Raw genomic sequence first — 23,018 nt, forward strand, 5'->3', positions numbered from 1 at the left:
AAAGCAAAAAAGGCCGACATAACATTTGCTATGTCGGCCCTTTATTAAAAAGATAAGCTAGCGCTTATGCTTCTTCCCCAGCTTCTTCAGCTTGGGCATTTGGCTTGATAGCATCTTCATAACCCAAAGTTACTTCAGTAACTTGAGCAGATTCTAACAGTTTATCAACAACTTGCTCTTCAAGTACAGCAGATTGCACCTGAGCTAGTTGCTCTTTATTCTTCAAGTAGAACTCGATAACTTGCTGTGGCTCTTGGTAAGCTTGCGCCATGTCTTCAAGGAAAGCACGAACACGGTCATCATCTACTTTCAATTCGTTTTGCTTGATTACTTCAGAAATTAGAAGACCAAGTTTAGCACGTTTTGTCGCTTCTTCTTGGAACAATTCTGCAGGTAATTGGGAAGCATCAAAGCCTTCACCACCGAACTGCTGAGCCGCTTGCTTGCGCAATGCGTCAACTTCTTGATCAACAACAGACGCTGGAACTTCAACTTCGTTGATAGACAATAGGCCATCAAACAAAGCGTTTTTCAACTTAGCTTTGATCGCTTGGCTCAATTCACGGTCCATGTTTTTACGCACTTCTGCACGCAAAGCATCAACTGTTGCTTCAGCTAGGCCGAATTTCTCAACGAAAGCATCATCGATTTCAGGAATGATTTGCTCAGCTACTTCAGATACAGTGATCTTGAAGCTTGCTTCTTTACCTTTCAAGTTTTCAGCTTGGTAATCTTCTGGGAAAGTCACAGAGATAGTACGCTCTTCACCTGCTTTAGCACCTTCGATACCAGCTTCAAAACCAGGAATCATAGTGTTAGAACCCAACACTAATTTGTGACCTTCTGCTGCACCACCTTCAAAGGCTTCATCGCCTAGGTAGCCAACAAAATCAATTGTCACTTGGTCGCCGTCAGCTGCTTCACGCTCAACTGCAGACCAGTCTGCATTTTGCTTACGTAGAGTTTCCAACATAGTGTCAACATCAGCATCTGTTACTTCAGAAACAACACGCTCAACAGCGATTGTAGAAGCATCAGCTAAAGTGATTTCTGGGTAAACTTCCACTTTGGCAGTGAATTCTAGATCAGCACCTTCAGCAAAGTTTTTTGGCTCAATGCTTGGCATGCCAGCAGGCTGGATAGATTCAGCTTGCAAAGCTTCCATGTAAGCATCACGCATAATTTGCTCAACAGCTTCCATACGGATGCTTTGGCCGTAGCGCTTTTTAACCAAACTTACTGGCACTTTACCTTTACGAAAGCCATCAATACGAACTGTTTTCGCAGTTTTAGCCACTTCAGAACTTACTTTTTCTTCGATACGAGCAGCAGGAACACTAATGGTTAAAACGCGCTCAATTGGAGACGTTGTCTCTACAGAAACTTGCATAAAACTTCCTCACGGGAACTAGCTTTATTTGCCAATCTTACGACAAGGTAACTTGGACCTTGAACAAGCGTTAATCAGCAAAACCTAAAAATTTAAACGCATAAAGTAATGGGCTGAAATGGCGCTCCGTACTGGATTCGAACCAGTGACCTACCGCTTAGAAGGCGGTTGCTCTATCCAGCTGAGCTAACGGAGCGAAACTCATTACATTTCGTGTGGTGGGCTATTATAGGGATGGAATAAGAATCGTCAACCAATTGGCCTAAAAAAGCCTATAAATCATAGGCAAAATGCGTTTATCCCCATAAAGGTGAAGTTTCCCCCTAAAATATCGCCAACTGGGTTCATTAGGCACAAGCTCAGGCATTATCCTTAGAGACTGAAAAGCTCCCTAAACGAACACTCTGTGTTACTCTTAGGTGAAACTCTTAATGGATACAGCAACCACTTTATGTCAACTCATTACGCTGCTTTTTCACTCGCCATCAAGCACTTTGCTTTAAGCGCTTATGAGCGCTTCAAAAACAACAACGCCCAGCAAAGAGCGGCCCAGCTGACGCTTTCAAGTTTACTCGCCGCCGTCCCCATCCTGACCATTATTCTTGGCATACTCAGCTTCACTCCCACCCTAGAACAAATGCAGAATCAGCTATTTAAACTGATTGAACAAAATTTAGCGCCGGGTTCTAGCGATGTTGTTATCCCTTATTTATTACAGTTCTCAGAGCAAGCCAAAAACTTACCTGTCGCTGGACTTATCATGCTGTTCCTTACCGCCCTTCTGCTGCTTAACAGCTTTGAAGGCAGCGTACAATCCATTTGGGGCATCACCAAACCAAGAAAGATACGTGAAAGATTACTGACCTATTGGGCTATTTTGACTCTTGGCCCGATCTTGTTCGCTTCGATTATCAGCCTGCACGGCACTTTGATATCTCTACAAATCCAGCAAGAAGAAATAAACCTACTGCTCAGCTACCTTATTAAAGTAGGACGAGTTCTGCTCTATTTCCTTATGTTACTAACCCTTAACTTTTTAACCCCCAATGCAGATGTGTCGATAAAATGGGCCGCCTGTGCTGCGGCTATCGGCACTGTTGGTCTACTCGTGCTTAACTTGGTCTTTAGCTCCTTTGCTCAGCTTTTTGCCAGCTATCAAGTGGTCTATGGTGCTTTTGCCGCTCTGCCTATTTTCTTAGTCTGGTTACAGTCAACCTGGTTGATTATTCTTGGTTCTATTTGTTTGTGCGCCACATTCCATCATATTAAGGCTTAGCATCAAGGTAAGTTTAAGGTAAAATTGCGCGGATTTTTTAACAAGGCCTCCCATGAAAAACACGATAGACGACCTAAACACCCTATTAGCAGAAGCTGATTGCTTGATTAACGAAAACCAAATCAACGCAGCCCTAGACACTATGGCCGCGCAGATCACTGATGATCTGGCCGACAAATTGCCCCTAGTGCTATGTGTAATGAACGGCGGCTTAATCCCAACAGCAGACCTAATTAGTCGACTAAACTTTCCACTCGAGTTGGATTACTTACACGCGACTCGTTATGGCATGGAAACCGAAGGCTCAGCTCAATTAAAGTGGCTTAACTACCCGCAATCGGACATTAAAGGGCGTGATGTTTTAGTCGTTGATGACATTTTCGACCAAGGTCATACCTTACAAGCCATTATCAAATGGTTGGAAGAGCAAGGAGCAAACCGCGTCTACACGGCAACCGTGATTAACAAACTTCACGATCGTAAAGTCGATATGACACCAGACTACATTGGTGCTGATGCAGAAGACCGCTTCCTATTTGGCTACGGCATGGATTACAAAGGTTTCTTTAGAAACGTTAAAGGAATTTACGCGGTAAAAGGCAGCTAGGCTAATTAGAGCAAAAAATTTACGCGCAAAAAAAAAAACGCTTCAATTTTGAAGCGTTTTTTATATCTAGAGACTAAAGACTCTTAAAATACTCGGTTAAAACCATTCAACGCCGCAACACGGTAGGCCTCAGCCATGGTTGGGTAGTTAAAGGTTGTATTCAAGAAGTACTTCAAGGTGTTTTGCTCACCTGGCTGCTTCATGATGGCTTGACCGATGTGTACGATCTCGGAAGCTTGGTCACCAAAACAGTGGATACCTAAAATCTCTAACGATTCACGGTGGAAGAGTATTTTCAGCATACCAACCGCTTCATCTGTGATTTGCGCACGAGCGGTATTTTTAAAGAAAGCTCGACCCACTTCGTAAGGCACTTTTTCAGCCGTCAGTTCCGCTTCGTTTTTGCCCACTGAACTGATCTCAGGAATGGTATAAATACCGGTCGGTACTTCACTGATAAATTCACCGCCCTCAGCACCAAACATATTCGCTGCTGCAGCTCGACCTTGATCATAAGCTGCACTGGCAAGGCTTGGCCAACCGATCACATCACCCACTGCATAAACATTGTCTACCTTGGTTTGGTAAGTATCGTTGACTGCAAGTTGACCACGGCTATTTACATCCAAACCAATGGCATCTAGGCCTAGGTTGTCGGTATTACCAGAGCGGCCGTTACAGAACAACAAGGCATCTGCACGCAGTTTTTTACCTGAAACCATGTTCATTACAACGCCGCGCTCGGAAGTCTCAACCGACTCATAAGTTTCGTTGTCACGGATTAGCACACCGTTATCACGCAAGTGGTAACTTAGGGCATCGGTAATTTCATCATCCAAGAAGCTTAGCAGTTTCTTCGCTGGGTTAATTAGCTCAACACGTACGCCCAAGCCACAGAAGATAGAGGCGTATTCACAACCGATTACACCCGCACCATAAATAATAAGAGAGCGTGGTGTGTGGTTTAAGCTCAAAATAGTGTCTGAACAGTAAATACGAGGGTGAGTAAAATCGATATTGGCAGGACGGTAAGGACGCGAACCTGTGGCAATCACAACCTTGTCTGCCACCAATAACTCAGGACCACTTTCGTAAGTATTTACTTCGATAGTGTTGGCATCTTTAAACTTACCACGACCAAAAAAGATATCGATGCGGTTACGTGCGTAGTATTCCGTGCGCCCCATCACCTGCTTATCAATAACGCGATTGGCACGGTCCAATACTTTTGGAAAAGAGAACCAACGTGGTTCACCGATATCACGGAACATTGGGTTAGTGTTAAAGGCAATAATCTCTTTAACCGCATGACGCAAAGCTTTGGAAGGTATTGTTCCTAAATGAGTACAACTACCGCCCACTTTAGGGCTAGCCTCAATGACGGCCACACGCTTGCCCGCTTTCGCAGCGTTCATTGCAGCGCCCTCACCTCCAGGCCCTGTACCCAATACTACGACATCATAATGTCTCGTCGTCATAACATCCCCTTAAATTAAATTATTTCGATGCATCGTAAAACGAAGTCGTTGATGTATCTGCGCCAGTGGACTTTTGCTTTTCTTCGTCACACTTACCTTTATCACCACCACAGATATCACAAGCGACTTCCATGCCAAGCGAACTCATACCGCCACATGAACCTGAAATGGGCTTGCGCCCCATCAAAACACCGACGGCCATCGCGGCCACTAAAACCAACATAAGAGCGAAAGCCAATACAATTGTTAGCATATTAAATCCCCTAAAATGAAATTTTTGTTTGGTTAGTCATTCCGGTAATGCTGAAAAGCATCAGAAGAACGTTCTTCATAACCAAAATCTGTTTTTACTAATAGATAAGCCGCAACACCGTTTTCCTGTGCAAATGCCAGACCTTTCTCTGGTCCTAATACGGTAATTGCTGTGGCCAAGCCATCTGCCATAGTGGCTGTCTTATCTATGACCGTTACTGACACCAATCTGTGTGTCACTGGACGGCCTGTAATCGGGTTAATGGTATGAGAGTAACGCACACCATTTTTTTCAAAGTAATTACGGTAATCACCAGACGTAGCGATAGCAATATCATCTGCCGCTATAATTTTCTTAGCAATTGCATGACCGCCCGCTGGGCTTTCAATGGCTACTTGCCACGAATCACCTTCAGGTTTAAAGCCTTTTGATCTAATTTCACCACCTACTTCAACTAGGTAGCTTGTGATCCCATGATCCTCTAGGGCTTCTGCCACCTTATCTACCCCGTATCCCTTGGCAATAGAAGAAAGATCAATATAGACATCTTTTTGTTTGGTTAGTTGATTTTTCTCCAATTGAATGGATTGATAGCCAATTCGAGCTTTTGCCTGCTGGATTTCGGCATCCGTAGGGACTTTATCTTCACGCTTACCCGGACCAAAACCCCAAAGGTTAACTAATGGTCCTACTGTAACATCATATTCACCGCCGCTCATTTGGCTGATCAATAGCGCTTTATCAATAACATAGGCCAAACCCGAGCTAATATCTTGCACTGAGTTGGCAGGCAGTTTATTTAAATTAGACAGTTCTGAACTCGGGTCATAGGTCGACATGTGCTTATTCACACTCAACAATACGTCGTCGACATCACTCTTAATGCCCCAAGGGTTTTCAATTTCTTCTGTTGTATAAAACTTAACTGTATAAGTTGTCCCCATGGTTGGGCCAGAGAAGCTCACCAGTTCTGGAGTAAAACTTGTTAAACGATACACCACTGCAAGAATAATAAGCAGTAAGGCGGGTAACCATATTTTTTTACGCATACATCTTCTTTTCAAAATTAATAAATAAAGACCCACCAATTGGTGGGTCTTTATTTTCAACTACTAGCCACCGAAATCATCCAATAGGATGTTTTCTTTTTCGACACCTAGGTCTTCAAGCATTTTAATCACGGACGCATTCATCATTGGCGGCCCACACATGTAGTACTCGCAATCTTCAGGCGCTGGGTGATCTTTCAGGTAATTTTCATACAAGACATTATGAATGAAACCTGTTTTACCTTCCCAATTATCTTCTGGCTGAGGATCCGATAACGCCAAATGCCATTCGAAGTTTTCGTTCTCTTCTTGCAGCTTGTCGTATTCATCCATATAGAAGGCTTCACGTACACTACGTGCGCCGTACCAGAAAGACATTTTACGAGTAGAATTCAGACGCTTAAGTTGGTCAAAAATGTGTGATCGCATTGGCGCCATACCAGCACCACCACCGACAAACACCATCTCCGCATCCGTGTCTTTAGCGAAGAACTCACCAAATGGACCGTATACTTTGATTTTATCGCCTGGCTTAAGGCTGAACACGTAAGAAGACATTTGACCTGGAGGCAAATCATCTTTACCCGGTGGTGGCGAAGCAATACGAATATTGAACTTCACGATACCTTTTTCTTCAGGGTAGTTCGCCATAGAGTAAGCGCGGATAACAGGCTCAGTAACGGTAGAAGAGAACTTCCACAGATTGAACTTATCCCAATCGCCACGGTACTCTTCTTCGATGTCGAAATCTTTGTAGTGTACCGTGTGCGCAGGCGCTTCTAGCTGAACGTAACCACCAGCACGGAAATCAACGTTTTCGCCTTCTGGCAATTTCAACGTCAATTCTTTAATGAAGGTAGCAAGGTTCGGGTTAGACTCAACCGTACATTCCCAAGCTTTAACACCAAATACTTCTTCTGGTACCTCTACATCCATGTCCTGTTTCACAGAAACCTGACAAGACAAACGGTAGCCTTCTTTTTCGTCACGGCGAGTAAAGTGTGATTGCTCAGTCGATAGCATAGAGCCACCGCCGCTCGTCACTTTACATTTACACTGGGCACAAGTACCACCGCCACCACAAGCAGACGACAAGAAGATGCCGCTGTTTGCTAACGTTTGTAATAACTTACCGCCAGCAGGGGCAGTAACTTCTTTTTCACCATTGATGCGAATTGTAACGTCACCAGTACTTACCAATCGAGCGCGGGCAGCAAGGATAATTGCCACTAACGCTAGAACGATAGCTGTGAACATTACCACACCTAGAATAATCTCTAAGTTGACCATGTTAGTTAAACCTTATTCTTGGTTGTCCAACTGAGCAGCCTATTACAGCTGCACACCAGAAAATGACATGAAACCTAAGCTCATTAGACCTACTGTGATAAACGTGATACCAAGACCACGAAGACCAGCAGGTACATCTGAATATTTAAGTTTCTCCCGAATACCAGCTAGGGCAGCAATTGCAAGCGCCCAACCAACACCAGCACCAACACCGTAAACCAAACTTTCACTGAAGTTATAGTCACGCTCTACCATGAACAAAGAGGCACCCATGATGGCACAGTTCACGGTAATCAATGGCAAGAATACACCAAGAGCGTTGTACAGCGCTGGCATATATTTATCTAACGTCATTTCCAATATTTGTACCACAGCGGCGATAACACCAATGTAGCTCAACAAACCAAGGAAGCTTAGATCGACACCTGGTAAACCTGCCCACTCTAATGCGCCATCAACCAATAGGTTTTGGTACAAAAGGTTGTTCAGAGGAACAGTAATTGCCAATACAACAACAACCGCAATACCTAGGCCGATCGCCGTTTCAACTTTCTTAGATAGGGCCAAGAAAGTACACATACCAAGGAAGAAGGCCAGAGCCATGTTTTCAACGAAAACAGCTTTTATAAATAGACTAATAAAATGTTCCATTTAGAGCGCCTCCTGAGCACGTGAATTCGGTGCGATCTTATACTCTGGCTCTTCAACTTGATCCGTTTTGTAAGCACGTAGTGCCCAAATAACCAAACCGATAACGAAGAAAGCACTTGGTGGTAGCAACATCAAACCGTTTGGCTGGTACCAGCCACCGTTTTGAACCGTTGCGAAAATTTCCACACCAAACAATTTACCAGCACCTAGAAGCTCGCGGAAGAAAGCAACGATAATAAGCATGGCGCTGTAGCCAAGACCGTTACCGATACCATCCAAGAAACTCATGGCTGGGCCATTTTTCATAGCGAAGGCTTCCGCACGACCCATTACGATACAGTTCGTAATGATCAAACCAACAAATACTGACAACTGCTTAGAAATTTCGTAAGCAAAGGCTTTCAGTACTTGGTCAACCACGATTACCAAAGAGGCAATGATGATCATCTGTACAATGATTCGAATGCTGTTTGGAATATGGCTACGAATGACCGCGATAAACAAGTTAGAGAAAGCGGTTACCAAAGTAAGCGCGATCGCCATAACAAAACTTACGCTCAAGCTACTTGTTACTGCCAAAGCAGAACAAATACCCAAAATCTGTAGCGCAATCGGGTTATTCGAAAGGATTGGTCCAAATAGGACGTCTTTTACATTAGACATTATTGAGCTCCTTCACTACGCAGTGTGGACAAGAATGGCGCAAAGCCCTCTTCACCCAACCAGTATTGAACAAGATTGGTGACACCACGACTCGTTAGTGTGGCACCAGACAAACCATCTACTTTGTGTATTGCTTGTGGATCAGCGCTATCAACACCGCCTTTAGCTAACTGAATAACAGCGTCGCCTTGGTCGTTGTAGACTTTTTTGCCTTCCCACAATGCTTTCCAGTTAGGATTATCTACTTCACCACCCAATCCAGGTGTTTCACCTTGATCGTAGAAGCCAAAACCAATAATGGTATCGAAGTCATTCTCTAGGGCAATAAAGCCGTACATAGTTGACCACAATCCGTAACCGTGAACAGGTAGGATAATACGCTCAATGGAATCATCCGCTGCTTTCACCAAATAAACAGACGCGAATTTAGCGCGACGTTTAATGCTCGCCGGATCATTTACCAAAGCTTCAGACAAAGCTGGATCTTTCGCTGCGGCTTGTTGGTTATAAGTTTGAGGATTAATACCTGCTTGCTCAAGCTCAGCGTCAGTCGCAAATTGACCAGTGGCCATACTTACGATGCGCGTATCAACTGTTGCGAAGATTTCATCGACAGATTTACTAGCATCAAGCATGCCAGCTGCAGACAAGATATTACGCTTACGGTCTAAATCTTGGTTGGTTTTCTGAATAGGCTTTAGACCTACTGCTGCTGCCGCAACAAAAATAGAACAAACCAAGCATAAAGACAGAGCAACAATAATGGTTTTTTTAATACTATCGTTATTACTAGCCATTGCGTGCAATCCTCCGTTTGATGTTCGCCTGAACTATAAAGTGATCAATAAATGGGGCAAACAAGTTCGCAAACAAGATGGCCAACATCATACCCTCTGGGTAAGCTGGGTTAACCACACGGATCAACACGACCATGACACCAATTAGCGCACCGTAGAACCACTTACCGCGATTCGTCATTGAAGCAGAAACTGGATCTGTTGCCATGTACATCATACCAAAGGCAAAACCACCCAAAACTAGGTGCCAGTACCAAGGTGTAGAAAACATTGGGTTGGTGTCTGAACCAATAAGGTTGAACAACAAAGACGTCAACACCATACCTAGCATTACACCCGCGACAATTCGCCAAGCAGCGATACGCATGATAAGCAAGGCACCACCACCGATTAGGATAGCCAGTGTTGAAGTTTCACCCATTGAACCTTGAATGAAGCCGAAGAAGGCATCAGACCAAGCAACCGTTAGACCAGCAACGCCGTCTGCCGCCAACTGGCTTAATGCCGTCGCGCCAGAGAAACCGTCAACTGCTGTCCATACGGCATCACCAGACATAGATGCTGGGTAAGCGAAGAACAAGAAGGCACGGCCAGCCAAAGCTGGGTTCAAGAAGTTTTTACCTGTTCCACCGAACACTTCTTTCGCCAATACCACACCGAAGGTGATACCTAGTGCCACTTGCCATAAAGGCACAGTCGCTGGCAAAGACAAGGAGAACAAGATAGAGGTAACGAAGAAACCTTCGTTCACTTCATGCTTACGCACGGAAGCAAACAAAATTTCCCAGAAACCACCCACAACAAAGGTCACTAGATAAACTGGCAAGAAGTACATTGCCCCGTAAATCATGTTGTCTATGATGCTGTCGGCATTATAGCTGGTCAGGGCACCAATGATGCCGTGACGCCAAGAGTCATCTGCAGTAACGCCCATTGCGTCCATCGCAGTATTGGCTTGTAGACCGATATTGTACATACCGAAGAACATGGCAGGGAAAGTACACATCCATACCAAGATCATAATACGTTTCATATCAACCGCGTCACGAACGTGTGAGCCATTTTTGGTCACAGAGCTTGGACGGTAGAAAATCGTATCTACAGCTTCAAAAAGTGCGTACCACTTTTCGTATTTACCACCTGAATGAAATTCAGGTTCAATTTTATCGAGTACTTTTCTAAGCCCCATGAATTAACCCTCTTTCTCTATTAGAGTTAGGCAATCCCGAAGGATCGGGCCATATTCGAACTTACCTGAACAGCTGTAAGTACACAAAGCAAGATCTTCTTCATCTAGCTCTAGCGCACCCAATTTTTGAGCTTGCTCGGTGTCATTCACCACTAACGAACGTAACAACTGAGTCGGAAGAATATCCAAAGGCATCAAGCGTTCGAAATTACCTAGCGGCAACATAGTACGGTCACTACCGTTTGTCGTTGTAGACATATCAAAAGACTTCTTACCTGTTAACTTAGACAGGAAGACGTTCATGATAGAGTGTTTCTCTACACCAGCACGAAGGTAATGCATCATTTGACGCTCACGACCTTCAAGCAAGACAGAAACTTGAGTGTGGTAACGACCTAAGTAAGCGAAAGGACCGAATGCATTACGACCAGAAAGTACGGAACCAGAAATCACACGATTCTCGCCTTCTGCCAATTCACCCGCAACAAGATCCGTTAGGCTCGCACCAACTAATGTGCGTACCAAACGAGGCTTCTTCACTTGTGGACCCGCTAGCGCAACAACGCGCTCAACACTTAATTCGCCAGAAACAAACAACTTACCAATCGCAACAACGTCTTGGTAATTTACTGACCAGACAGTTTTCTTGTCGCTAACAGGGTCAAGTAAATGAATATGAGTACCGGCAAGACCTGCTGGGTGAACACCAGAAAACTCTTCAACAGACACATCAGATGTCGTTGGAATTTTCGCACCCGCTTCTTTACATAGGAATACTTTGCCTTGTGTTAAACGAGTTAACACAGTTAAGCCATCAGCAAAGGCTTCGGCCTGATCCGCCAATACAACTTCAGGAGAAGCCGCTAAAGGGTTGGTATCAATAGCAGTAACAAAAATAGAACTTGGAACAGAAGCGACTTCAGGTACTTTAGAGAAAGGACGAGTACGGAACACTGTCCATAAACCTGACTCAACAAGGTTCTCTACTACTTTCTCACGCTCTAAGTCTTTAAGCTGTGCACCAGAGTAAGAAGCAAAAGTTTCTGCCTCGTCGCCTTCAAGCTGAATCACTACAGATTGAAAAACACGTCTCTCGCCACGGTTAACGGCACTGATAATACCTGCTGCAGGGGCAGTATACTTTACGCCCTCTGTTTTCTTATCAGTAAAGATCACCTGACCTTTTTTAACTTTATCGCCTTCCTTAACAAACATGGTCGGTTTCATACCATGGTAGTCAGGGCCGATTACAGCAACGGATTTCACCGCCGCCGAATTTTCAATCACTTGATTGGGGGCGCCAGAAATCGGAAGATCAAGGCCTTTTGTAATTTTATACATATGTCTGCCCAACAATAAATTGAACACAAAAGCGTTAAGTATTTTGCTTACACCCCCCTCCGGGAAAACATGCATAAGCTAACAACCAATTTTACTCGGCTGTAAAACACAAACTCACTTCACCAAAAAACCGAAGTATTATAGAGGTCATTGCCAGTCTTGACTACACCATGACAGAGTCTTTGCAGCGCTCCTTGCAAATTGTTTGAGGTGTTTTTGATGCTTTCTTACATTCTCGCTCAAAAAACGCACAAATAAAGCACAAATAAAGCACCCTACCAGCAGAATATAACCCAAGGGAAATCTAGATATACCCCAAACCACACCCTCCAACAAACCAACCAGACTATCTAACCTAGACAGCCACCTTTAAACACCAGCAAACTCGCCTAGTTCGGAGCGGCACGCAGCCCCTAAGGCTAGGATGAATTCACATGGATATAAAAATTTATAGGCAGATTCGCGGAATAATGAGTATTGAGATCGAGAGGTTAGGATTTAACTGATTAATTAGTCTAATTCACTGTTTTTAGTCACAAAAAGGCTAGAGCACGATAGGCTATTAATTATTAGTTCCACACTATTTTTTTAGGCAAGCAGTTTTATTTGCTCACGATTGGGCTTTCGATGCCGTTGGTGCACCTGACAATAGCAATCAATGGATTGTTCATGACCCACAAGACGACCCGTTAGGATTTCAAAGTGTGCAGCGATGCACAACCAAGTTTCTGATGGAATATTCAGCCGTTGTAATATAGATAGGCAAGGAGCATCGATAACGCCTTGTTTATCTTTTCTGATTATTCGCCCTGTCATGTCGACAAGCTCTAAATAGTCGACCAGCTTAAAAGGCAAACCGCTTGGCATGTCTTCACGAGGGTGACCAACGAAAGGAAAAAGGTTTTTTGGTTGAGTTTTTATTTTCGCAGCTTCTACTCGCCTTTTTATACTTGTGAAGTCCGATTCTTCAGGCGCATTACTTATATTAGAGCGTAGTGGATTGAGATCCACATAGGCCATACATGCAATTAATGCAGCCTCATCAAGTAAAGCTTGTGACTTAAATCTCCCTTCCCAGAAATGCCCAGTGCAGTTATCTTCGACATTCGCTTTTCGAGCAATCGGTTCGTTCAATTCGCGCATAAACCAACTTATATCTGTTAAGCGCTTTCGATAAACCTTTACCGACGCCTCCACGAACTCCATCGCGCTTTTAGGGAGATTCTCGCCTGCTGTGTATTGCCGAGTAAAATGCGTGCCTTTATGTATTTTATGCCAACGTTCTAACACCTCTCGGAATGACCAGCTTTCAGCTTTTTCAGTATTAATATGCAGTACAACATGAAGATGATTGCTCATTACGGCGTAGGCACAAACATCAATGGAAAAAACTCCCGCCAGAAACAATAAGCGATTTTCCACCCATTCACGGCGGTGTTCATAACTCACTCCCGTTGCAGCATCTTCACCACATAAATAAGCACGACGAACACATCGTGAAACACAATGATAATAAGGGGTATCTTCAACACATATCTGCTGATTTCGAGGCATTGGCATGGCGAATCTCCTCTTCCTTGAGAAAACATAAATTCAGTATAGAAGAGGCTCCGAAAAAAGCTTGTAACTTTGAAACACCTTGGAAATACTTAGTGTTAATCGTGGGTGTCTTAATTAGTTTTTATCTAATTAGGCAATTTGCTTTGATATTCATCACTTTTTAAAATGGCTAAAAATGCCTGAACTTTCTCAGAGCGATGCAAATCACCATGGGTCACAATCCAGTTTTCAAAGTTCCATTGAATATCAGGCAGTACACGACACACATTAGGGTAAATTTGTGAAGCTTGGCATTGCATAAACCCAATCCCCAGACCATTAACAATCGTTCTCTGCAACAAGTCTTGGTTATTACTCGTGCACACCACCTGTTCTGGTGGAACAATCTCAGTAAACCATTTCACAATTTCTAACCGATCTGGCGCTTCATCCGCCGCTACAAACAGATGCTCTTTTAAATCGGACTCAACTACTGGCACGCCATGTTTCTGCAAGTAACTCTCACTTGCATACAAACCAACACTCAATGGTGCAAACGGCTGCACAACATAACTATCGTCTTGAGGTTTTGGGCCGGTACGAATCGCCACATGAGCCTGTCCATATTCTAATTTCATTAGCTCAACACTGGTCAGCCATCTAACACGTATTTTTGGATAGGCTTGACTAAAGAGTTTCACCGCCGGCATGAGTAAATGAGATAAAGCATCTAAAGAGGTTAAAATAAACTCTCCTTCTAACTCCCCTTGCTGACCCCTAGCCCGCCTGGCAAAGTCGCTAAATTGCTCGTCCGTTAACTTTGCTACACGCAATAAATCCTTACCCACTTCCGTTAGTTGGTAACCTTTGGCATCTCGCAAAAACACCTTCGCTCCCAACTCTTCCTCGATCACATCTAGATGTCGAAGAATCGTCGCTCTGTGCACCCCCAACGCCCTTGACGCACCACTGATACTGCCAGTTTTCGCGACGAAAAAGGTTGTCCTTATTTCAGTCCAATGTTTCATAACACCCCATGCATAAAATACGCACACACAAATACAATTTTCGCTCATTGTTGCATTTTTTATACAGCTTACAATAAGCTCAATACATAGTGAATCAACCTAACCTTTACAATGAGCCTTAACATGAACACAACAACCCACACCCTTATTATTGGCGGGGGCTTCGCCGGTGCAACCCTGGCCCAAGAGCTCGCTAAATCAAACATTTCAACGACTTTAATCGACCGTAAAGACTACTTTGAAGTCACCATGGCGACGCTTCGCAACGTTGCAGACTTTTCCAAGGTCAAAGACACCCCAAGAATACGCTACGCTGATTTCCTTTCTGGTGAATTTATCCAAGGCAGCCTTGTTGAATTAACGGAGAACAGCGCACTTCTCGATAACGGCGAAAGACTAACCTTTCAACAAGCAATTATCGCGACAGGATCAAGCTACCCATCTTTTTCAGTTGCCAAAAGCAACCATGCATTTACCTTAAATGAACGAAACGAAGAGTTAAAAGATGCTTCTCTTGCATTAGCTAAGGCAAAATCTGTACTGGTTATAGGCGCAGGAGCAGTAGGTGTTGAACTGGCCGGTGACATCGCTTACAGCCACCCTAACATCAAGGTAACACTGGCCGACTCATCCTCCACCGTTCTCTCAAGCTATAGCGAGAATACACAACGCAAGGCAACTAAACAGCTACAAGCGCTGGGAGTAAACATACAAACCAACCGTTATTACCAGCAACAGGACAAGGTTTATATTGACAAACACACAGGCGATCAGCTCAATGCAGACATCACCTATGTCGCCGTTGGTGTAAAGGCCAACTCAGACTTCATGAAGCCTCAGCTAAGCCAATGTATAACCGAACAGGGCTTTATTAAAGTGGATGCTGATTTTCAAGTGACAGGCACGACTAGCTTATGGGCGGTTGGTGATGTGGCGGATCTACAGGATTTAAAACTAGCCGCTGCAGCGATCCCCCAAGGAAAAGAGCTAGCCGCCAATCTTATTGCCAAACAACAAGGCAAAAAGACCAAAGCCCACAAACCTATGCCTGAAATGGGGCTTATCCCCATCGGCCAGAAAAAAGGTGTGGCTCAAATACCGATCTTTGGCGCAGTCACTTGGAAACCCTTGATCAACTTCAAAAATAAAGACTTGCTCATTGGCTATGTCTTCAAGGGGCTTGGCATTAAACACTAAAGATCGACAACTAACTAAGACAGCCCTTTAAAATCCAAAGACCTTGCGTTTACTGGGTTTTAAACATGCCTGTCTTAGTTATTTTATTGAGATATTCTCCTCCTTTCCTAAGTCTTATGGGCTGTTAAAAGTTGCCAAGCAAGTTTGAAACAGCCACAATGTATGGCGCTAAACAGCGCACTCACTGATCCCCATTTCAACGTTAGAAGTCGGTGTAAAAAATCCTCTAGGAAAGTATTTCGTATCATGTCAGATCTTTTATCCATTAATACCAAGCCGGGCTATAAAAACCTTATTGAGGGGTTAGACGGCAGTCGCAAAGCCTTGCAACTACTTGATATCGCAGACCAACATGCCACTCCCATTCTTTATATGGTCAATACGGTAGCGGAATTAAATGAATTAGAAGATGAGTTAGCTTTTCTTAACCAGCAGAATCATGAAATTTTGCGTTTTAGTGATTGGGAGACGCTGCCTTACGATGCCTTCTCTCCCCACCAAGACATTATCTCTCAGCGCCTAGAAACCCTTGCCAAACTCAGTGAAAGCAAGAACCCAATTATTCTTACCACCGTGGCGTCATGTTTGACTCGATTGTGCCCAAAGCAGCACATTGATGCTCAGCGCTTTCACCTAAAGGAAGGCCAAAACCTTGCCCTAGAAGCCTTATCAAGTAAGTTAACCAGCGCAGGTTATTTAAACGTAGACAATGTTCATCAGCACGGGGAGTATTCTGTACGCGGCGCCTTGATGGATATTTTCCCCATGGGGGCGGAGAATCCCATTAGGCTGGACTGGTTTGACAACGAGATTGACTCTATCCGCTGGTTTGATGCGGAAACTCAGCGCAGTATTAACAAGGTGAAAGAAATTAAAATGTTGCCAGCGAAAGAGTTTCCGGCGACATCCCAAGGCATACAGCAGTTTCGTCAAGCCTTTCGCGAGCGCTTTGAGATCGACCCACTGTCTAGTCCCATTTATCAAGACATTTCCAGCGGCATTATTCCTGCAGGCATCGAATATTATCTCCCCTTGTTCTTTCAGCAAACCGAGAGCATTTTCGACTATTTACCAACAGACACCATAATCGTTCGCTCCAACACCCTAAACGAGCAGCTTGGCAGCATACAGTTGGATTTTCGTAGCCGCCATGAGTCGCTCAATTACGATATTGAACGACCCATTCTAAAACCTGAAGAAATCAACTTAAAAGAAGATGAATTCTTCGGCCTGCTGAATAAATACGCCAATGTGATTTTTTCTGCCCAAGGTCAGCACCCACATTATGAGCCATCTGTGGATGTGCGAATCGACTCAAAACACCCTCAACCACTCAACAAATTACAAGCCTATCTAGACAATACCAGTACACCCGTACTGATAGTGGCGGAAACAGCGGGACGTCGAGAAGCTCTGCTAGAGTTACTTAAAAAACACAAAATCAAACCCAAGCAAGTAAGTGACTGGCTCACTTTTAAAAACGCCCCGCAAGCTTTAGCCATTACCGAAGGCGCGATTAACCGTGGCTTTGTTATTCGCAATGAGATGGTACTCATCGCCGAAAGTGAGATTCTTGGGGAACGTGTTTCCCAACACAGAAGACGCAACAAGCACAGTGATGTCAACGAAGATGCGATTATTCGCAACCTGACAGAGCTAAGATTAAACGCACCTGTAGTACACATTGATCATGGCGTGGGACGCTATCTTGGCCTCACCAACCTACAAATAGACGGTCAAGAAACCGAGCTGTTAACCCTAGGTTATGCCAATGATGCCAAGCTCTATGTACCCGTATCTTCTCTCCAGCTTATCTCTCGCTACACAGGCGCCGATGAAGACACCGCACCACTGCATAAACTCGGTACCGACAAATGGAGTGTTGCAAAGCAAAAAGCCGCAGAAAAAGCCCGAGATACTGCCGCAGAATTGTTAGAGATCTACGCCAAGCGCGAAGCCCGTGTGGGCTATGCTTTTGCTAAGCCGGACGATCAATATGAAATTTTTGCCGCTGGCTTCCCCTTTGAAGAAACGCCAGATCAGCAAACTGCCATTGATGCTGTGATAACCGACATGGCAGCCCGCAAACCTATGGACAGATTAGTCTGTGGCGATGTGGGGTTTGGTAAAACAGAAGTAGCCATGCGCGCGGCGTTCTTAGCAGTACAAGATGGTAAGCAAGTGGCAGTTTTAGTGCCAACGACCCTGCTGGCTCAACAGCATTATGAAAACTTCTGTGACCGTTTTGCCGACTGGCCAGTGGAAATTGAACTGCTGTCACGCTTCCGTTCTGGCAAACAGTCCAACGCCGCCATAGAGCGCTTAGAATCTGGCAAAGCGGATATTGTTGTAGGCACCCACAAGCTGATTCAAGGGGACATCAAGTTCGCCAATTTAGGCTTGGTCATCATAGATGAAGAGCATAGATTTGGGGTGAAGCAGAAGGATCAATTCAAGTCCTTACGAGCTGAGGTGGACATTCTTACCCTCACAGCTACGCCAATCCCAAGAACTCTGAACATGTCTCTGTCTGGGATCCGCGATCTGTCGATTATCGCCACACCACCCGCAAAACGCTTATCGGTAAAAACCTTTGTAAAAGAAAAAGACGAGCGCAATATTAAAGAAGCCATCTTGCGTGAGCTTCACAGGGGTGGCCAAGTGTACTTCCTACACAATGAAGTACAAACCATTCAAAAAGCGGCCGAAGAGCTAGAAGAACTCATCCCAGAGGCACGAGTAATCGTTGGCCATGGCCAGATGCGCGAGCGTGAATTGGAACAAGTGATGTCCGATTTTTACCACAAGCGCGCCAATGTGTTGGTCTGTTCCACCATTATCGAAACCGGTATCGACATTCCAAACGCCAACACCATTATTATTGAGCGAGCTGATAAGTTTGGCCTTGCGCAACTTCACCAATTACGTGGCCGAGTGGGTCGATCACACCACCAAGCCTACGCTTATTTGCTGACACCCAACGATAGAAAAGTCACTCCCGATGCAGAGAAGCGTCTAGAAGCCATCACGCTTGCAGACACTTTAGGTGCAGGCTTTACCCTTGCCACCCACGACCTTGAAATCCGTGGTACAGGGGAATTACTAGGGGACGGTCAAAGTGGTCACATTGAGCACGTTGGTTTTTCATTGTTTATGGACATGCTAGATCGGGCGGTGAAGTCACTGAAAAATGGTGAATCTCCTAATGTCGACATTACCTCCCCTAGCCAAACCGACATTAATTTGCGCGTGCCAGCACTTATTCCTGATGATTACCTTGGGGATGTGCACTCGCGACTCATCCTTTATAAGCGCATTGCCAGTGCCAGCAATGAACAGGATTTAAAAGAGCTTCAAGTTGAAATGATCGACCGTTTTGGCCTACTGCCAGACGCCACCAAGAACCTGTTCCGCCAAACGGGCATTAAGCTTACGGCAGAAAAGCTGGGCATCAATAAAATTGAAGCCAACCAAAAAGAAGGTAAAATCTATTTCAGTAGCCAGACACCTGTTGATCCGATGAAGCTCATACGCTTGATCCAAAGCAAACCAGATCACTACAAACTGATAGGTTCTGATACACTTAAATTTATTGCGCCTATGCTGAACGCTGAAGATCGTTTCCAACAAACGACTAAGACATTGGAACTATTACATTGAAATCATTGCCCATTACGCTTGCCCTACTGACTTTCCTAAGCCCTCATTTAATGGCTCAAGAGGAAAACATCAATCCGGACACAGCTCGTGCCTACCAGGGCTACTTGCTGACCTTTGTGTGGCCTGAACGCTATACCAATGAACACGTTGACTATGAAAATGTTCTAACGCTAGACGGCTTAATTCGTGAATCATTCGATGCCGATGTGGACCAGCAGCTGTCTGCTGAGCAAACAAGTCAAACCTTGCCAAGCGTATTTGATGATTTTGATAAAAAGCTTGATAGACGTGTACAGATTCTGTCAAACCAGAAATGGACACTGATCTTTAAAGATCGGGGCGATGTAATTCATAAACGCTTCACCAGCCCTGAAAACAAAGACGGCTACCCTGAGCTAACAGGTGATATTTCAATTAAACTGGGTCGCTACTTAGAATCGGATATTCGCTATAAACATTACTTGTTTGATAGCTTTACCCTACCCGCTGCCACAGATAGCACAACAGAGTTTTCCGAAAGCCCAACCCAATTCAAACAATTTGAGCCCGCACTGGTGTTAAATCTTCGTGAGAAGAACAAAACCGCCAGTAAAAAAGTAAATTATATCGACCACCCGATTATTGGCAGCCTTCTTTACTTTGAGCCAATTGAACTTGAAGACGCCATTGAGCAGATCGCTCAGCAGTCTTTACCAGCTGAAACCGGTGCCAGCTTGACCTATGACAGACTCAATAGCACCAACGAGCTAAGTAACTAAATCATCCCCCCACAAAAGAAGGTAAGGTGACATCACCTTACCTTTTATGAACTCTCACAATACTCAAACCACTAACGAATGTTAGTAGCCTCGTGTCTGAGTCAGCTTTCCAATCCAGCTAACGGCTTTAGCTTCCACCGCGTTAAAAACAGACAGCCCGACTTTTTCAGCCATGGATTTGGGCTGTTTAAAAGCGACTTGAATAACATCCGCTTGAGCGTAGTTTTCCACCAAATAAGCATCACTGGTCATCACACTGTCCACCAGCTTATTGTCTAGAGCTTGGCGACCATACCAGGTTTCACCCGTGGCAATGGCTTCGATATCCAAAGCGGGTCTTTGTTCTGCGACAAAGCTTTTGAACAAACCATGGGTATCTTCTAGATCTTGTTTGAATTTTTCACGGCCCTCATCGGTGTTTTCACCCAGCATGGTAAGAGTACGTTTATATTTACCTGCAGTATGAAGTTCAACGTCAATCAACCCCTTATCCAACAATCGATGAACGTTTGGCACTTGAGCCACTACACCAATGGAACCCAAAATAGCAAAAGGCGCAGCAATAATTTTATCCGCCACACAGGCCATCATGTAACCACCACTGGCAGCGACTTTATCTACACAAACCGTTAATGGAATGCCGGCACTGCGAATACGCTGTAGTTGAGAAGCCGCCAAACCATAGCCATGCACCACGCCACCACCACTTTCCAAGCGCACCATTACCTCGTCGGTTTTTTGTGCAACGCTTAGAATTGCGGTAATTTCTTCACGCATACTGGCAACCGCAGAGGCTTTTATATCCCCATCAAAGTCGATGACGTACAAGCGTTTTTTCACTTCTGCGACATCTTCTTTGGTATTTTTAGCCGCCTTTTTGTCTAGCTTGGCTTGCTTCTTCTTAGCCTTTTCCGCCGCTTTAGCAGCCTTCTTATCCAACAGCTGAAGGTCCAGTTCGGCCTTCATCGCATCGTAGCCATCGTTTAGCTTAGTCACCACTAAATCCCCAGGACGCGACTTCTTCTTACCATTCGCGACCATAGCGACTACCACTATGATGGCGATTACTATGGTCAAGGTTTTCAGTAGAAACCCTGCATATTCTGTTAAAAATTCCAAATTGATACCCTTACAAATCGTCTTAAGTTAACCATGATATGGGGACACACACAGCAAATAGCAAGCGCTTAGCACAACAAACTCGGTAGATACTGAGAGGTTTATCACTTATTATCGGAAGATTAAATTTTTCGTAAAGTTTCAAATTAGCCTTTCTTAACAAGGAACTATCAATGCACACCAACCTTTCAAGAGCCTTTAGCAATAACTTTCTAGGCTCATCACCTCTATGGTACAAGCAAGCCGTCATCATATTCTTAATCGTTAACCCTATCTTATTGGCCGTGTTAGGCCCTTTTGTAACGGGCTGGTTATTAATTATCGAGTTTATCTTCACCCTCGGTATGGCGCTCAAATGCTACCCTCTTTTACCCGGTGGACTCATTGCAATAGAAGCGGTTTTATTAGGACTAACCAACTCGGATGGTGTGTACAAGGAAGTTGTCCATAATATTGACGTGATTCTATTGCTGATGTTCATGGTCGCCGGCATTTATTTTATGAAAGATATGCTGTTGTTTATCTTCAATAAATTGCTGGTTAAGATTCGCTCCAAAGTGGCTATTTCCTTAGTGTTTAGCTTTGCGGCCGCCATTCTTTCTGCCTTTCTAGACGCATTAACCGTAACCGCGGTGCTGATCAGTGTCAGTGTCGGGTTTTACTCGGTTTATCACAAAGTCGCTTCTGGCCAATCCGCTGAGAAGAAACACAATCATGTGGTCGACGATAAGATCCTCCCCGTCAACCAAGAAGACCTCGCTCAATTTCGCTCTTTCTTGCGTAGCCTGCTGATGCACGGCGCTGTGGGTACCGCCCTTGGAGGCGTTGCTACCTTGGTAGGCGAACCACAAAACCTTTTGATCGCTAAGATTGCAGGTTGGGACTTTGCTGAGTTTTTCCTACACGTTGCACCAGTCTCTGTGCCGGTCTTCTTTTGTGGCTTAACCACTGTGGTTTTTCTAGAAAAAACCAAGCTGTTTGATTACGGTGCGGTATTGCCAGAAAATGTGCGCAACATTTTGAAAAACTTTGAAGAAGAAGAATCCAAGCGCAGCACCAATAAACACAAGGCCAAATTGATTATTCAAGGGCTTGTGGCGGTTGTCTTGGTACTCTCTCTGGCTTTCCACGTGGCAGAAGTTGGCTTGGTCGGTCTTATGGTGATTGTCTTGCTGACATCCTTTAACGGGGTCACAGAAGAGCATCAAATTGGCCATGCATTTGAAGAAGCTCTGCCTTTTACCGCATTGCTCGTGGTGTTTTTCACTGTCGTGTCGGTTATCCATGAGCAGCATTTGTTCCAGCCCATCATTGATGTGGTGCTGAACATGCCCACTCACTCACAGCCGATCATGTTCTTTATCGCCAATGGTGTGCTTTCTGCCATCAGTGATAACGTTTTCGTGGCAACGGTTTACATCAGTGAAGTGAAGGCAGCTTTAGATGCAGGCACTATTAGCCGTGAACACTTCAACACCCTAGCGGTGGCCATTAACACCGGCACTAACTTACCCAGTGTGGCAACCCCTAACGGGCAAGCAGCGTTCCTGTTCTTGCTGACCTCGGCGATCGCACCATTACTAAGATTATCCTACGGTAAGATGGTGTGGATGGCTCTGCCGTACACAATCGTGCTTAGCCTTGTCGGCGGTTTGTGCGTGTTTTACTTCCTATAACTGGCGTTAAACACCCATAAAACGAAAAAACCTCACTTCAGATTTTGAAGTGAGGTT

The 23,018-nt window shown here is 44.6% G+C and carries 19 protein-coding genes and 1 tRNA gene; 6 read left to right on the plus strand and 14 right to left on the minus strand.

Features of this window, described 5'->3' with window-relative positions:
• Positions 1–64 precede the first annotated feature (64 nt).
• Both tig and ACUM5Y_RS00300 read right to left on the minus strand, forming a co-directional pair.
• Positions 65–1,390, minus strand: coding sequence for a trigger factor (gene tig, locus ACUM5Y_RS00295; RefSeq protein WP_445974850.1), 1,326 nt, complete (start codon positions 1,388–1,390; stop codon positions 65–67).
• Positions 1,391–1,509: 119 nt separating this feature from the next.
• Positions 1,510–1,586, minus strand: a tRNA-Arg gene (locus ACUM5Y_RS00300).
• A gap of 255 nt (positions 1,587–1,841) precedes the next feature.
• Here ACUM5Y_RS00300 and ACUM5Y_RS00305 point away from each other — a divergent pair.
• Together ACUM5Y_RS00305 and ACUM5Y_RS00310 are read left to right on the plus strand one after the other, a co-directional pair.
• Positions 1,842–2,666 (plus strand): YihY family inner membrane protein, encoded by an 825-nt coding sequence (locus ACUM5Y_RS00305; RefSeq protein WP_445974851.1) that lies wholly within the window; start codon positions 1,842–1,844, stop codon positions 2,664–2,666.
• 52 nt (positions 2,667–2,718) lie between these two features.
• Positions 2,719–3,273 (plus strand): hypoxanthine-guanine phosphoribosyltransferase, encoded by a 555-nt coding sequence (locus tag ACUM5Y_RS00310; RefSeq protein WP_445974852.1) that lies wholly within the window; start codon positions 2,719–2,721, stop codon positions 3,271–3,273.
• Positions 3,274–3,356: 83 nt separating this feature from the next.
• Here the strand turns inward: ACUM5Y_RS00310 and sthA are convergent, their stop codons facing one another.
• From sthA to ACUM5Y_RS00365, 11 genes are all read right to left on the minus strand, one after another.
• Positions 3,357–4,751 (minus strand): Si-specific NAD(P)(+) transhydrogenase, encoded by a 1,395-nt coding sequence (gene sthA / locus ACUM5Y_RS00315; protein WP_445974853.1) that lies wholly within the window; start codon positions 4,749–4,751, stop codon positions 3,357–3,359.
• Positions 4,752–4,770: 19 nt separating this feature from the next.
• Positions 4,771–5,004: a (Na+)-NQR maturation NqrM gene (gene nqrM, locus ACUM5Y_RS00320; protein ID WP_445974854.1), complete on the minus strand. Its 234-nt coding sequence runs from the start codon at positions 5,002–5,004 to the stop codon at positions 4,771–4,773.
• Positions 5,005–5,036: 32 nt separating this feature from the next.
• Positions 5,037–6,053, minus strand: coding sequence for an FAD:protein FMN transferase (locus tag ACUM5Y_RS00325; RefSeq protein ID WP_445974855.1), 1,017 nt, complete (start codon positions 6,051–6,053; stop codon positions 5,037–5,039).
• Between the two features lie 63 nt (positions 6,054–6,116).
• Positions 6,117–7,343, minus strand: coding sequence for an NADH:ubiquinone reductase (Na(+)-transporting) subunit F (gene nqrF, locus ACUM5Y_RS00330; protein WP_445974856.1), 1,227 nt, complete (start codon positions 7,341–7,343; stop codon positions 6,117–6,119).
• Positions 7,344–7,385: 42 nt separating this feature from the next.
• Positions 7,386–7,994 (minus strand): NADH:ubiquinone reductase (Na(+)-transporting) subunit E, encoded by a 609-nt coding sequence (gene nqrE, locus ACUM5Y_RS00335; RefSeq protein ID WP_445974857.1) that lies wholly within the window; start codon positions 7,992–7,994, stop codon positions 7,386–7,388.
• The gene (locus tag ACUM5Y_RS00340) at positions 7,995–8,657 is read right to left on the minus strand and encodes an NADH:ubiquinone reductase (Na(+)-transporting) subunit D (protein ID WP_445974858.1); all 663 of its coding nucleotides are present in this window, start codon (positions 8,655–8,657) and stop codon (positions 7,995–7,997) included.
• Positions 8,657–9,454: a Na(+)-translocating NADH-quinone reductase subunit C gene (locus ACUM5Y_RS00345; RefSeq protein WP_445974859.1), complete on the minus strand. Its 798-nt coding sequence runs from the start codon at positions 9,452–9,454 to the stop codon at positions 8,657–8,659. Before ACUM5Y_RS00345 ends, ACUM5Y_RS00340 begins: the two co-directional genes overlap by 1 nt.
• Positions 9,447–10,643, minus strand: a complete 1,197-nt coding sequence (locus ACUM5Y_RS00350) for an NADH:ubiquinone reductase (Na(+)-transporting) subunit B (RefSeq protein ID WP_445974860.1) — start codon at positions 10,641–10,643, stop codon at positions 9,447–9,449. The genes ACUM5Y_RS00345 and ACUM5Y_RS00350 overlap by 8 nt, the downstream gene beginning before the upstream one ends.
• A gap of 3 nt (positions 10,644–10,646) precedes the next feature.
• Positions 10,647–11,984 (minus strand): Na(+)-translocating NADH-quinone reductase subunit A, encoded by a 1,338-nt coding sequence (locus ACUM5Y_RS00355; RefSeq protein WP_445974861.1) that lies wholly within the window; start codon positions 11,982–11,984, stop codon positions 10,647–10,649.
• A 588-nt stretch (positions 11,985–12,572) separates the two neighbouring features.
• Positions 12,573–13,544: a transposase gene (locus tag ACUM5Y_RS00360; RefSeq protein WP_445974862.1), complete on the minus strand. Its 972-nt coding sequence runs from the start codon at positions 13,542–13,544 to the stop codon at positions 12,573–12,575.
• A 125-nt stretch (positions 13,545–13,669) separates the two neighbouring features.
• Positions 13,670–14,551 carry a LysR family transcriptional regulator gene (locus ACUM5Y_RS00365; protein WP_445974863.1) on the minus strand — a complete coding sequence of 294 codons (882 nt, stop codon included), beginning with the start codon at positions 14,549–14,551 and terminating at the stop codon, positions 13,670–13,672.
• 123 nt (positions 14,552–14,674) lie between these two features.
• On the opposite strand from ACUM5Y_RS00365, the gene ACUM5Y_RS00370 reads away from it, so the two are divergent.
• From ACUM5Y_RS00370 to ACUM5Y_RS00380, 3 genes are all read left to right on the plus strand, one after another.
• Complete coding sequence (locus ACUM5Y_RS00370; protein WP_445974864.1) at positions 14,675–15,748, plus strand: NAD(P)/FAD-dependent oxidoreductase; 1,074 nt, start codon at positions 14,675–14,677, stop codon at positions 15,746–15,748.
• A 246-nt stretch (positions 15,749–15,994) separates the two neighbouring features.
• The gene (gene mfd, locus ACUM5Y_RS00375) at positions 15,995–19,408 is read left to right on the plus strand and encodes a transcription-repair coupling factor (protein WP_445974865.1); all 3,414 of its coding nucleotides are present in this window, start codon (positions 15,995–15,997) and stop codon (positions 19,406–19,408) included.
• On the plus strand, positions 19,405–20,166 hold the full coding sequence (locus tag ACUM5Y_RS00380) for a hypothetical protein (protein ID WP_445974866.1): 762 nt from the start codon (positions 19,405–19,407) through the stop codon (positions 20,164–20,166). The genes mfd and ACUM5Y_RS00380 overlap by 4 nt, the downstream gene beginning before the upstream one ends.
• Positions 20,167–20,247: 81 nt before the next feature.
• On the opposite strand, the gene sohB is transcribed toward ACUM5Y_RS00380, so the two are convergent.
• Positions 20,248–21,285, minus strand: a complete 1,038-nt coding sequence (sohB, locus tag ACUM5Y_RS00385; RefSeq protein ID WP_445974867.1) for a protease SohB — start codon at positions 21,283–21,285, stop codon at positions 20,248–20,250.
• 173 nt (positions 21,286–21,458) lie between these two features.
• On the opposite strand from sohB, the gene nhaB reads away from it, so the two are divergent.
• A complete protein-coding gene (gene nhaB, locus ACUM5Y_RS00390) occupies positions 21,459–22,961 on the plus strand; it encodes a sodium/proton antiporter NhaB (protein WP_445974868.1) in 1,503 nt (500 codons plus the stop codon).
• Positions 22,962–23,018: the final 57 nt, after the last annotated feature.

The sequence above is a fragment of the Marinomonas dokdonensis genome, assembly GCF_052747885.1.

What these genes read in the sequence shown, in the direction of transcription:
- tig (WP_445974850.1), bottom strand. Translation starts at nt 1,390, where the DNA reads ATGCAAGTTTCTGTAGAGACAACGTCTCCAATTGAGCGCGTTTTAACC.
- ACUM5Y_RS00305 (WP_445974851.1), top strand. Translation starts at nt 1,842, where the DNA reads ATGTCAACTCATTACGCTGCTTTTTCACTCGCCATCAAGCACTTTGCT.
- ACUM5Y_RS00310 (WP_445974852.1), top strand. Translation starts at nt 2,719, where the DNA reads ATGAAAAACACGATAGACGACCTAAACACCCTATTAGCAGAAGCTGAT.
- sthA (WP_445974853.1), bottom strand. Translation starts at nt 4,751, where the DNA reads ATGACGACGAGACATTATGATGTCGTAGTATTGGGTACAGGGCCTGGA.
- nqrM (WP_445974854.1), bottom strand. Translation starts at nt 5,004, where the DNA reads ATGCTAACAATTGTATTGGCTTTCGCTCTTATGTTGGTTTTAGTGGCC.
- ACUM5Y_RS00325 (WP_445974855.1), bottom strand. Translation starts at nt 6,053, where the DNA reads ATGCGTAAAAAAATATGGTTACCCGCCTTACTGCTTATTATTCTTGCA.
- nqrF (WP_445974856.1), bottom strand. Translation starts at nt 7,343, where the DNA reads ATGGTCAACTTAGAGATTATTCTAGGTGTGGTAATGTTCACAGCTATC.
- nqrE (WP_445974857.1), bottom strand. Translation starts at nt 7,994, where the DNA reads ATGGAACATTTTATTAGTCTATTTATAAAAGCTGTTTTCGTTGAAAAC.
- ACUM5Y_RS00340 (WP_445974858.1), bottom strand. Translation starts at nt 8,657, where the DNA reads ATGTCTAATGTAAAAGACGTCCTATTTGGACCAATCCTTTCGAATAAC.
- ACUM5Y_RS00345 (WP_445974859.1), bottom strand. Translation starts at nt 9,454, where the DNA reads ATGGCTAGTAATAACGATAGTATTAAAAAAACCATTATTGTTGCTCTG.
- ACUM5Y_RS00350 (WP_445974860.1), bottom strand. Translation starts at nt 10,643, where the DNA reads ATGGGGCTTAGAAAAGTACTCGATAAAATTGAACCTGAATTTCATTCA.
- ACUM5Y_RS00355 (WP_445974861.1), bottom strand. Translation starts at nt 11,984, where the DNA reads ATGTATAAAATTACAAAAGGCCTTGATCTTCCGATTTCTGGCGCCCCC.
- ACUM5Y_RS00360 (WP_445974862.1), bottom strand. Translation starts at nt 13,544, where the DNA reads ATGCCAATGCCTCGAAATCAGCAGATATGTGTTGAAGATACCCCTTAT.
- ACUM5Y_RS00365 (WP_445974863.1), bottom strand. Translation starts at nt 14,551, where the DNA reads ATGAAACATTGGACTGAAATAAGGACAACCTTTTTCGTCGCGAAAACT.
- ACUM5Y_RS00370 (WP_445974864.1), top strand. Translation starts at nt 14,675, where the DNA reads ATGAACACAACAACCCACACCCTTATTATTGGCGGGGGCTTCGCCGGT.
- mfd (WP_445974865.1), top strand. Translation starts at nt 15,995, where the DNA reads ATGTCAGATCTTTTATCCATTAATACCAAGCCGGGCTATAAAAACCTT.
- nhaB (WP_445974868.1), top strand. Translation starts at nt 21,459, where the DNA reads ATGCACACCAACCTTTCAAGAGCCTTTAGCAATAACTTTCTAGGCTCA.